This is a genomic window from Streptomyces europaeiscabiei, assembly GCF_001550375.1.
GTDB lineage: Bacteria > Actinomycetota > Actinomycetes > Streptomycetales > Streptomycetaceae > Streptomyces > Streptomyces europaeiscabiei.
Genome location: NZ_LRTR01000692.1, coordinates 1 through 10531, shown reverse-complemented (window position 1 = coordinate 10531; position 10531 = coordinate 1). Strand labels below are relative to the sequence as shown.

At 69.4% G+C, this 10531-nt stretch carries 10 protein-coding genes and 2 pseudogenes; 5 read left to right on the top strand and 7 right to left on the bottom strand.

What is annotated here, in order from left to right; translation table 11 throughout:
- The 3 genes from AWZ10_RS34705 to AWZ10_RS34695 form a co-directional block, all read left to right on the top strand.
- Window positions 1-1141 (top strand): hypothetical protein (locus tag AWZ10_RS34705; RefSeq protein WP_159058451.1); only part of this gene is annotated, 1141 nt, incomplete at its 5' end.
- Between the two features lie 222 nt (window positions 1142-1363).
- A complete protein-coding gene (locus tag AWZ10_RS34700; RefSeq protein WP_409000792.1) occupies window positions 1364-2779 on the top strand; it encodes a transcriptional regulator in 1416 nt (471 codons plus the stop codon).
- Between the two features lie 446 nt (window positions 2780-3225).
- Window positions 3226-3642: a hypothetical protein gene (locus tag AWZ10_RS34695; protein WP_046706491.1), complete on the top strand. Its 417-nt coding sequence runs from the start codon at window positions 3226-3228 to the stop codon at window positions 3640-3642.
- A 60-nt stretch (window positions 3643-3702) separates the two neighbouring features.
- On the opposite strand, the gene AWZ10_RS55955 is transcribed toward AWZ10_RS34695, so the two are convergent.
- The 6 genes and pseudogenes from AWZ10_RS55955 to AWZ10_RS34670 all read right to left on the bottom strand — a co-directional run bounded on the left by AWZ10_RS55955 (window position 3703) and on the right by AWZ10_RS34670 (window position 7386).
- The gene (locus tag AWZ10_RS55955; protein ID WP_159058450.1) at window positions 3703-4269 is read right to left on the bottom strand and encodes an SDR family NAD(P)-dependent oxidoreductase; all 567 of its coding nucleotides are present in this window, start codon (window positions 4267-4269) and stop codon (window positions 3703-3705) included.
- A 125-nt stretch (window positions 4270-4394) separates the two neighbouring features.
- Window positions 4395-4862 (bottom strand): MarR family winged helix-turn-helix transcriptional regulator, encoded by a 468-nt coding sequence (locus AWZ10_RS34690; protein ID WP_060892991.1) that lies wholly within the window; start codon window positions 4860-4862, stop codon window positions 4395-4397.
- Window positions 4863-5344: 482 nt separating this feature from the next.
- Window positions 5345-5812, bottom strand: a pseudogene (locus AWZ10_RS34680) (pirin family protein); the annotation flags it as partial.
- A gap of 18 nt (window positions 5813-5830) precedes the next feature.
- On the bottom strand, window positions 5831-5980 hold the full coding sequence (locus AWZ10_RS51810) for a hypothetical protein (protein WP_159058449.1): 150 nt from the start codon (window positions 5978-5980) through the stop codon (window positions 5831-5833).
- Between the two features lie 4 nt (window positions 5981-5984).
- Entirely contained in the window at window positions 5985-6320 is a 336-nt protein-coding gene (locus AWZ10_RS34675; RefSeq protein WP_060892990.1) for an SDR family oxidoreductase, read from the bottom strand.
- A 115-nt stretch (window positions 6321-6435) separates the two neighbouring features.
- Complete coding sequence (locus AWZ10_RS34670) at window positions 6436-7386, bottom strand: NmrA/HSCARG family protein (RefSeq protein ID WP_060892989.1); 951 nt, start codon at window positions 7384-7386, stop codon at window positions 6436-6438.
- Between the two features lie 638 nt (window positions 7387-8024).
- Here AWZ10_RS34670 and AWZ10_RS34665 point away from each other — a divergent pair.
- Window positions 8025-8951, top strand: coding sequence for a DUF6461 domain-containing protein (locus AWZ10_RS34665; RefSeq protein ID WP_244172644.1), 927 nt, complete (start codon window positions 8025-8027; stop codon window positions 8949-8951).
- A gap of 277 nt (window positions 8952-9228) precedes the next feature.
- Window positions 9229-10420 (top strand): annotated as a pseudogene (locus tag AWZ10_RS34660) (IS110 family RNA-guided transposase).
- A gap of 48 nt (window positions 10421-10468) precedes the next feature.
- Here the strand turns inward: AWZ10_RS34660 and AWZ10_RS55295 are convergent.
- Window positions 10469-10531 (bottom strand): VOC family protein (locus AWZ10_RS55295; RefSeq protein WP_279616662.1); only part of this gene is annotated, 63 nt, incomplete at its 5' end.

The following is a 10531-nucleotide window of genomic DNA, read 5'->3' as shown; positions in this document are numbered from 1 at the left end:
GCACGACGGTGCGCCGGGGCGCCCGCGCGGACAGCGGGAGACGCTGCGTGCCGCCGTGGGCGACGTGCGCGGCGCGCTGGCGGCGGTATGCCTGCCGTACTTGGTGGTCATGGCCGTGGTCGCGGTGATCCAGACGGTGGGGACGCCGGCGTTGCTCGGACACCTCGTCTGGTACCTGGTGCTGGCGGGGGCCACCTGCGTAGTGCTGACCCGGGCTCACCGCCGCATCAGGGCGCGGGTGGCCGTTCCACTGCTGGTGGTTGCGGTCACGGGTGCGGTGAGTTGCCTGCTGGTGATCCCACCGCAGGCCGTCACGGACTACCGTTCGTGGCCGATCGGCGCGGTGACCCCGCTGCTGACCCTGCTCGTCATCGTTCGTCCGGTCCGCCAGACGGTTCTCGCGCTGGTGTGCGAGGAGGTGGGCATCGCCGTGCTGACCGCCATGGACCCCCCGGGCGCCGGTTCGGCGGCGAGCACGGTCGCCATGACGTTTCCCGCGCTGCTCGCTCCGGCGACGGGGGTGGTGATGGGCATGGTCATCCGGCGCACGCTGGTCACTCTGGGCGGGGCAGTACTGGATGCCCACGAGCACCGCATGGTCGTCATCGCCACCGAGTCCGCCGCACGCGCGAGAGCCGAACAGCACCACCGTCGGCTGCGGGAGATCGACACGCAGATCGTGCCCTTCCTCCACGCGATCGCCGCGGACCGCGGCGACGACGGGCCCGGCCCGGTCGTTGTCCGAGCCCGGGCGAACCGGCTGGCCCAGTCCATCCGTGACGAACTGCATCTGCCGGGCGTCCTCGACGGCCCCCTGCGTGACCTGGTCGGCCGTACCCGGGAAGCAGGCTGTGAAGTGACGATCCACGCCCAGGCCGACGACGCCGCCCCACCAGCCGACAGCCCCGCACGGACGGCCCTGCTGCGCGCCGTACTCACGGCCGCCCTGACCGACCAGGAAGCCCCGGACGAGCTGACATTCGGCGTACAGGACGGACCGGTGGGCCCGACCCTCAGCCTGGTCACCATACCGGGCGACTCCCACCGCGCCGCAGCGCTCCGCACAGCGCTGATGGGCACGCCGCACACTTTGGAGGACTCCGCCGACCTGACCTGGGCGGAAGCCGCGTTACCGGAATAGGGCACTCAACGTGACGCAGGCGGTGCCTCCGACGCCCTCGGGTCGCGGACAGGATTCCTTGGTGGCAGGTCCTCGGCTCCTCGGCCGGGCATCGGTGGCCCCGCGCCGCAGGCGCAGCGGGCACCGCCCCACCCGAGGCGGTGGAACCATCCCAGGCCATCTGGCCTCTCCCTCTACGGAGTTCCCGGGATGCCGTTCTGGGGTGCGAGGCAGGGGGTATTGGTGTCGTCCCAGGACGAGGTGGAGGAGTTCGCGGCGCTGCTGCGGCGTCTGAAGGCCCGCACGGACCGCAGTTACGCGGCACTCGCGCAGCACCTGAACATGAACGCCTCCACGCTGCATCGGTACTGCGCGGGGGACGCCGTGCCGCTCGGCTTCGCACCCGTGGAACGGTTCGCCGCGATGTGCCAGGCCAGTCGGGCCGAACGGATCGAGCTGCACCGGCGGTGGGTCCTGGCAGTGGCGGCACGACAACGGTCCCGGACGACGTCCGGGTCCGCGCCGGAAGCCGCAGGAGCCCCCTCGGCGGGCAGCGAGGGCCCCCTGGCCGACGGGGCGGCCGAACTCGTGCCCCCGGAAGCCGCCGACTCCGCTTCCGCGGCGGCGGTCGACTCCGTGCCCGCCGCCGCGCCCGGCCCCCTGCCCGGTCCCCGGGAGACCCCCTCGGAGAGCCTCCCCGGCTTGTCGCGCGAGCACGACGCAGCGTCGCGCCCCGCATTGCGAAAGCCCTGGTACAGACACCGCGTCGCGGTCACCTCGGCTGTCGTGACCGCACTGATCGCCACCCTGGGCAGCCTGTCCGCCCTGCCGTCCGGGCACTCCTCGGCCACCGCCGACGACCGGGCGTCCGGCACGACGACCGCAGGCACACGGCACGGCTCCCCGACACCGTCCGCACCCGCCTCCACCACGCGCGGCCGGTCGCCCGGTACGGAGTCGCCGAAGGCATCCGCCGTGGGCGACCCCTCGTCGAGCCCGTCCATGAGCCCCGCCACAAGCCCCTCAGCCAAGGCCGTTCCCGCCGTCCCGCCCCTCACCTGGACCGTGAACTCCCAGCTCTGGGCGTCCGGTTGCGATCACGACTACATCATCGACAAGGCACCCCAGCAGGTGCCGCCTCCCCCGGCCCCGCAGGACGCCACACCGTGGGCGCGTGCACAGGGCGCGGTACACGGCGGCCAGACACTCGTGGACATCTCCGTGCAGGGGCGGACGGACGCGGTCGTCGTACTGGAGGCGCTGCGGGTCCGCGTCGTGGGACGGGCCGCCCCGGTGAAGGGCACTGTCTATCTCACGGGCCAGGGCTGCGGCGGCGACCTGGACCCTCGTTCGTTCGCCGTGGATCTGGACATGGACCGACCCATCGCCCGCACGGTCCAGGGCGGTGAGGACTCAGCGAGCGCCCCGGCGGTGCGCATGCCCTACCGGGTGTCCGCGAAGGATCCCGAGGTGCTGATGGTCGACGCCCGGACCGTCGGCTGCGACTGCCGCTGGTATCTGGAGCTCGACTGGTCCTCGCAGGGCCGGACCGGCACCGAGCGCATCGACGACCACGGCATCCCGTTCCGCACCAGCGGCACCGAGGGCCTGCCCCAGTACTGGTACGCGCGCGGCGGCTGGACCCCTGTCGCGAGCTGAGGGGGCAGTCGACGGCGCTCCGGGCCACCACGTTTGCAGGGCCGCGATCACGGCAGCGGTGTCGCCGCAGGTGTTGTGACCGGGAAGTTGTACTCGCCGCGCAGGGAGCGGCCGGTGACCGATCCCGCTCCGACAACCGAGTCAGCCACCAGCGCGCGGCAGTCGGGGGCAGTTTGACGATGTCCAGTCGCAGGCCACGCAGGCCTGCGCGCCGCGTCCGGCGGCCTGTATCGCGCCATAGCGTGCTCGCAAGCACTCACAAGACCGCGCGTGTTCCGCCCCTTGCGGCATCACGCTGTCGTCGCATCTGGTGAACAGCGCAAGCGAGCGCAAAGAACTTGACACGTCAACAGTGGACGTGTCATCTTTCTCTTGATTTTCCCCCCGCAGAACTGAGGAGCCGTGAGTGCGCCGTCAGAGGGGGCTTTCCGTGGAGGAGCGACCCCATGTCCCACAAGAACTCTCAAGTGAAGCCTCCAGTCAATCAACGCGTGCTGGCCCTCGGCATCCGCTCCGATGCGCTTTCGACGGACGATTTTCCGCCGGGGGTTGCGACGCTCGAGGAACTGGTCGCCATGAGGAAGCGCAGCTGGGCGGCGCTCCAGGCCACCGGCATCGACGGCGAGGCGGGCGAAGTCAGCCTGGACCCCGACGAGGCTGAGGCCGAGCTGCGCCGGCTGTTCGACGGGCGCTCGTTCGGGGTGGTGCTCATCGGCGGCGGCATCAAGAATGTCCCGGAGTACACCGTCCTGTTCGAACGGATCGTCAACGTGCTCATCGAGCTCCAGCCGGACATCCGGTTGAGCTTCAGCACACATCCCATGAACGTGCTCGAGGCGCTGCAACGCTGGCTTGACCGCTAGAAGGTCGATGACGATCTCAGTGAGGGGCTGTCCGGCCGTCAGACCGGACAGCCCCTCCGGTCATGCATCGGCTGGTGCGATGTGCCAGGTGGCACGGGTGAGGGTGAGCCCGAGGTTGATCAGTCGGCGGAGGGTGAGGGGCGGCGGTTCGGGTGTGGAGCCAGGTGTCGTTCTTGATGGTGCCGCGGTAGCGCGGACGCCGGTTGCTGTGCTGGACGAGCCGAACGACGGCGCGTTCGACCGGAGGCCGCCAGCGGCGACAGTCGGCCTGCCGGCCAGGATCGGTGGCGGCCTGCCAGCTCGGTGGCCAGTGCCCGGGGGGAGGCCGATCACGGCCATCTTGCCCGCCACGCAGTGCCTGTAACGGGGAGCGACCAGAGAGACGGAGTTCGGCGTCGTGTTGACGATCCGGCCCCAGCCCCGCTCGCCCATGCCCGGCACGAAGGCCTTCGCCGTGTGGAACATGCCATCGCCGTTCAGGCCGAACACGACGCGCCACTGCTCGAAGGTAATGGCGCCGACGGCTGAAAGGGATGGACACCTGCGTTGTTGACCAGGACACCCGTGAGCACGAGCGGCCCCACCCCACGCCCGGCCAGCAGGAACACAGCCTGACTGGTCGATCACGATCTTTCCTCGGAACAGCACCCGTTGACGATCCAGTCCCCGCCTGTCCGGAAACGGCCCTTGGCTTCGAGGCCCAGGACAACCTCAGGACACCTTCGCTGCCGGGTAGCCCTGCGATCGGCCGATCAGGCGGGGTCCTCGTCCAGCTTCGCCACCACCCGGTCGGAGATGTCGGCCAGAGTCCGTAGCTCCGCGGGGGTGACATGGTCCAGGAACAACTCGCGTACCGCCTCCACATGCAGCGGAGCCGCCGCCTCGATCGCCACCCGCCCGGCGTCCGTGATCACCACGAACGCTCCCCGCGCGTCCTCGGGGCACTCCTCGCGGATCACCAGCCCTCTTCCTGCCATCCGAGCGATGTGGTGGGACATGCGGCTCTTCTCCCACTCGAGGGCCCCGGCCAGATCCTGGTAACGCTGCCGACCGTCCGGCACATCCGTCAGATTGACCAGCACGCCGAAATCCGCGGACGAGAGCTTCGACTCACTCTGCAACATGCGCGACAGGCGACCGCCCAGCCGCTCATGCAACCGTACAAAGCTCCGCCAGGCGCGCTGCTCCTCCGCCGTCAACCACCGCACCTCTTCATCCATACAAGCGAGTGTAAAGGAGTTGACGGGTCACCCAGTTACACGAAGGCCAGCTCGGGGTCGTCACCGGCGATGGCGATGGCCTTGCGGCCGTGGATTCCGGCGGACGCGCGCACTCGGCCTCCGCGACCTCGGGTGCGACGCCGCCCCCTACCGCAGCCACAGCCACAGCCAGGACCAGCGTCTCACCTCGTCGCCGACCTCGGCTTCGGCCCCGTCGTCGCGGCCCCCTGGCCTCGGGAGTACGGCTGGAGCCGGGCACGGAGCCGTTCGGCGCCAACGTCGACGCCGAGGAGCTGCGCGCGATGCTCATGGCGTCTCCGACCTCCGTATGGAAGAAGGCGCGTTGGTCACCGCGGTCGCGGTACTACGTCACGCCGGCGCGCTGGCCGTCGACCACGATCTCGTACGGGTGGTGCGCGTCCAGCCGTTCGACGACCGGGGCGGTAGAAGGCTGGCTCATCGGGGGGCCTTTCTGAGTGAGGTCAGCGAAGCGGAGGGTTACGGCGCGGCCTGATGGTGGCGTTGGGCAGGGTGGGCGCGGGAAGCCGGGCCCCGGGAAACGCCTCGACCGTGCCGAAGCGGTCGGATGAGGCCTCCCAGTCCTCGCGGGCCTTGACGATGTCGTCGTGGGTGCGGCCGATGAAGTTCCACCACATGACGATCTCCTCGTCGAACGGGGTGCCGCCGAGCAGAATCACCCGCGCCGGGCCGTCCGACTCGTTCGTCAGCGTCAACGCGTCGGCACCCGGCGGGACATAGCCGAGCTCCGCCCGGTGCAGCAAGGTGTCGGCAACGCGGACGTCCCCGCTGTCCACGAGAACGCCGTGCTCGAATTCGGTGTCCACGGAGAGGGCGACCGTCATACGCGGTTCGACGATGATCTCGGCGCCGAGCAGCGGTGTGAACGTCCGCACCGGAGAGACGGCTCCGGCGAGCGAGCCGAGAAAGACCCCGGGGCGAGGCCACCGTCAGCTGGGTTGCTGTCGGTGTCGATCGGGCTTGGGCTGGACGTTGTTCACCGTGATCGCCCTCGGCCCCAGCTCCCAGACCGGCGCCCGGGTGAAACCGCCGATGACCGCCTTGGTGAGGGAGCATGGCGTGCCGTTCGGAAACGGCATCCGCTCAGCGAAGACGCTGCCGATCGAGGTGATCCGGCCGCCGTCCCATCTGCCGCAGCGCCTCCTGTGCGGCCACGAACACCGAGCGTATGTTCACCGGGACGGACCGGTCGAAGTCGTCGACGGTGAGCTGATCGATCGGTCCGTAGGGACCGTCCCGGCGTTGTTCACCAGGATGTCCAGACGGCCGAAGGCCTCCACCGGTGCCGTTGACCGCCGCACGGACCGCTTCCGCGCCCCTCGCGTCGGCCGCGATGCCCACAGCCTTGCCGCCTTCGGACGTGACGCTCTCGACGACCTTGTCGGCGTGGCCCGGAGACGAGTTGAACGTGATCGCCACAGCCGCGCCCTCCCGGGGACGCGACGGGCGATGGGCACGCCGATGCCGCGGCTCGCGCCCGTCACAGGGCGGCCTTGCCGCCCAGCTGCCCGCTCGCAGTGGTGGTTGCACCCATTCACTTCACCTCGAACCTCGAGGCGTTCTCGGCCAGCCAGGTGTCGAAGTTCTTGAGCGCCGGGTTGATCTCCCGCAGCCGGTCCAGGTCGCGGGCGCCGGTGAACTCCTGGTCGAAGTCGCCGTAGTACTGGAACATGTTGCCGAGCTCTTCGGCCAACGGGATCTCGAGGGTCCGGAAGACGTCGTAGGGCACGGACTGAAAGCGCACCGGCTCACCCAGCGCCGCCGCCAGCTTCTCCGCGTACTGCGCACCGGTCAGGTGGTCGCCGGCCAGACTGATGGTCTGGCCGATGTACTGCTCGCCGCCCTTGAGGAGGGCGAAGGCCGTCCGGCCGATGTCCGCCACGTCAACTCCGGCCAGAAGCTTGCCGTCCTCCAGCGGCAGGTTCAGCGTCAGTACGCCGTCCTCGTTGCGCTGGGGGCCGAGGCCCTGCAGGAAGCCCTGGAAGTAGAAGGTCGTGTTGAGGAAGGTGGTCGGCACCCCGGCCTGCCTGAACAGCTCGTTGCCCTCACCCTTGATATCGAAGTGCGGCACGTTGTACTTCTCCTGCAGGACCGGCATACGGCCGTCCCCCAGCGGCAGCAGCTCGCGGGTGTCCTCCAGCGTCGACCAGACCACGTGACGCAGCCCCGTGGCCTCGGCGGCCCGGGCCAGGGCCTGGATCTCCTCCATCTCCTTCGCCGCCGAACCATGCGCCCAGAAGTTGGTGACAAGGAAGGCGCCGTAGGCACCCTCGAACGCCTTATGCACCGTCGGCTCGTCGTCGAAGTCCGCCTGCACGACCTCGGCCCCGAGCGCCGCGAGCTCCCTCGCCGCGGGCGAGTCGGGATTCCGGGTGAGCGCGCGGACCGTGAAGCCCGACGCCGGATCGGCCAGGATCGCTCGTGCGGCACCGCCGCCCTGCGCCCCCGTTGCTCCGGCGACTGCGATGACCTTCTCGTTGCTCATGACAGCTGTCCCTTCGGAAATGACCCCTTGTTGATGCATCAACAATGTTATCCCGAATAAGTTGATGCATCAACCGTAAGGGGTGATCGAGTCCTGACCGCTCGGGGTAAGGCCACGATGGAAACCGAGCGACCGGAACGCAGGAGCTTCGGTTACCCGGTCTGTTGTTGGTGGAGGGCACCAACAACAGACCCGTCCCGCTCTTTACGAGCGCATCCTGGTTCGGCTGGAGGCGGGCCCTCGTCCCTCACCGGGCCACCTTCCACCGCACGGACCGCTACGACGACCGTGACCGAGCCCGCCCCCTTCCCCGCGGGGCGGCCTGCTCCTCGGCACCCGGGCGCTCTTCATACGGCCCGTACTGCTCCCCGGGCCTGGGCCGACTGCCGCCCGCGACTCTGCACGCGCCGCCGGCACCGAGGGGACGCTTTCCGGTAGGCGTGCCACCACAGACGTACGGACAGGAGCGGCAGGCGGCGGCGCAGGACCGCGGTGTCATCGCCGGGGCACGGCAAGCACTTCGGCGGTTGACTGCGCTGGTCGGCCTCAGTGTCGGACCTGTGTGCGAGCGTGTAGCGGGAATGCATGCGCCACGTTGGAGGGGTTTGGTGACAGCGGATAGTGACGGCTGGGCCGGCATGGGCTGGGACTGGACGGATGTCGACGACGTTCGTCGGCGTCTCGGTGAAGGCGCCGATCCGGAAAGATGGCGCGGGGGCCGACCTCTGCATCGCGCAGCGGTGTTCGGGTCCTCGGAGGTCGTCGCTGAGTTGGCTGGTCGAGCCGCGGATGTGGACGCGCTGGAGGGCGGGGTGACGGCGCTGTGGGAGGCCGTCGTGTCCAGGAAGCCGGAGAACGCACGAGCCCTCGCCGCTGCCGGGGCCGATCCTTGGCGGCTGTCGATCGGCGGCTGGTCACCGGGGCGGCTGAGCCTGGCTGGACCGACGCCGGGCCTGTTCTCGGTACCCGAAGGAGTAGGCCTGACCGACACGGAGCGTGCGGCAGCGCAGGAGGCCCATCGGCTCACCACGGCACTGGGCACATTCCACTATGACGGTACGGGGCTGGCCTGTGTCTCCGGCATCGATGCGGCCGAGGCGGTGCGCCGTCTTCAGGCGACGCCGGTGGAGGACGAAGTCATCGATGAGCTGCTGGAAGATCCGTACGAGTACGACATGGACGAGAGCTTGCAGTTCATCGGCGTGACGTCGGTGCCGGGTGGCTGCGTGGTCACGCAGCCCTGGGGATACGCGCCGAGCATGCCGGGCGTGCTGGCCAGGTTGTCCGCCGGCACGGTCTGCTACGGCCTGTACGCCAATCCCAAGAGCGGCAACCAGGGCAGCATCGTCCGGCATGGAACCGTTGAGGGCTCGGACCTGCACCCGGGTGGGGGGCCGGACGAGAACGACACCTGCGACGAAGTGCTGGCTTCGTACCTCTACCAGCACAGCGCGGTGGCCTACTCCTGCGCCTTTGCAGGACTGCGTCTGACCGACAGGCGCGCCGTGGTCGGACCTCCAGACGTGTGGGTCGAACTACCACACCGCGACTACTGGAGTCATTGACGCAAACAGACCATCGCCGCCGTGCTGTCACCTTCATCACTCAGACTTCCCTACGTTGTTCTGCGGGACGTGGTGAGCCCTTCGTATGGTTCATCCACCCAGGGGCGTCGGGTGTGGCTTTCAAACTTCTGCCACTTGTGGCTTCCATCGATTGGCCGCCCGACGCCCCACGACGACTCGGCTGCCAATTAGGAATTGCGAATGATCGCTACGTAGGGAATCGACAGCGAGGTCGTCCGTGGGAGGCACCAGCAACACCACCGCACGGAGGCACCACATGGCCGCGATCTGGGCTGGCATCGACGCAGGCAAAGCCCACCATCACTGCGTCGCGATCGACGAGAGCGGCCGCCGCCTGCTGTCGCGACGCGTCGCCAACGACGAACCCGAACTGCTCGAACTCCTCGCCGACATCCTGGCCCTGGGGGACGAGGTGACCTGGGGCATCGACCTGGCCGACGGCGGAGCCGCCCTGGCCATCGCGCTCCTGGTCAACCGCGACCAGCCGGTCCACTACATCTCCGGCCGGGCCATCCACCGCGCTTCCGAGAGCTACCGCGGCGAGGGCAAGACCGACGCGAAGGACGCCGCCGTCATCGCCGACCAGGTCCGCGTCCGCCGCGATCTGCATCCGCTGCGGGCCGGCGACGACACCGTCATCGATCTCAAGATCCTCACCGGCCGCCGCATGGACCTGGTCGCCGACCGCACCCGCACCGTCAACCGCCTCCGTGCCCAGTTCACTGGCATCTTCCCCGGCCTGGAGCGGGCCCTGGACCTCACCAACACCGGCCCGCTCACCCTGCTGACCGGCTATCAGACCCCCGCGGCTATTCGCCGGATCGGCGTCAAGCGGCTGGAGACCTGGCTGCGCAACCGCCACGTCGTCCGCCCCGACCGGCTCGCCGAAACCGCTGTCCAGGCCGCCGAACGGCAGCACACGAGCCTGCCCGGCGAGAAGCTGGCCGCCACGTTGGTACACACGCTGGCCAAGGAAGTGATGAGCCTCAACCAGCAGGTCGCCGAGCTCGACAAGGCCATCGAGGCCCGGTTTCGCGACCACCACACCTTCGAGGTGATCACCAGCATGCCCGAGCCTGGGCGTCATCCTCGGCGCCGAGTTCCTGGCAGCCACCGGCGGCGACATGACGGTCTTCGGCACCGCCGACCGCCTCGCCGGCTTCGGCGGCGTCGCCCCGGTGCCCCGCGATTCCGGGAAGCTGAGCGGGAACCTGCGCCGCCCGCAGCGATACAACCGCCGCCTCCAACGCGTCTCCTACACCTCGGCGTTGTTCAGCATCCGCCACTGCGAGGAATCCCGGCGCTTCTACGATCGCAAACGTGCCGAGGGCAAGCGTCATACCCAGGCCGTCCTGGCTCTCGCTCGCCGCCGCGTCAACGTCCTCTGGGCCCTTCTGCGCGACGGACGGCGCTACGAGCCAGCTCCGCCGGCAAGGGCTGCCGCATAGGAAGGGACGCGACACGCTGCGCGCGGCCAGTTGGCCTGACCGACCCCGTCAGACCAGGCAAAACTCGTTACCTTCCGGGTCTGCCATCACCACGTGATCCGGCCTGCCCTG

Bases quoted from the DNA above. Each gene is read 5' to 3' on its own strand.
- AWZ10_RS34695 (WP_046706491.1), top strand. From the start codon at position 3,226: ATGTCCCACAAGAACTCTCAAGTGAAGCCTCCAGTCAATCAACGCGTG.
- AWZ10_RS34665 (WP_244172644.1), top strand. From the start codon at position 8,025: ATGGGCTGGGACTGGACGGATGTCGACGACGTTCGTCGGCGTCTCGGT.
- AWZ10_RS51810 (WP_159058449.1), bottom strand. From the start codon at position 5,980: ATGCCGTTTCCGAACGGCACGCCATGCTCCCTCACCAAGGCGGTCATC.
- AWZ10_RS34690 (WP_060892991.1), bottom strand. From the start codon at position 4,862: ATGGATGAAGAGGTGCGGTGGTTGACGGCGGAGGAGCAGCGCGCCTGG.
- AWZ10_RS34670 (WP_060892989.1), bottom strand. From the start codon at position 7,386: ATGAGCAACGAGAAGGTCATCGCAGTCGCCGGAGCAACGGGGGCGCAG.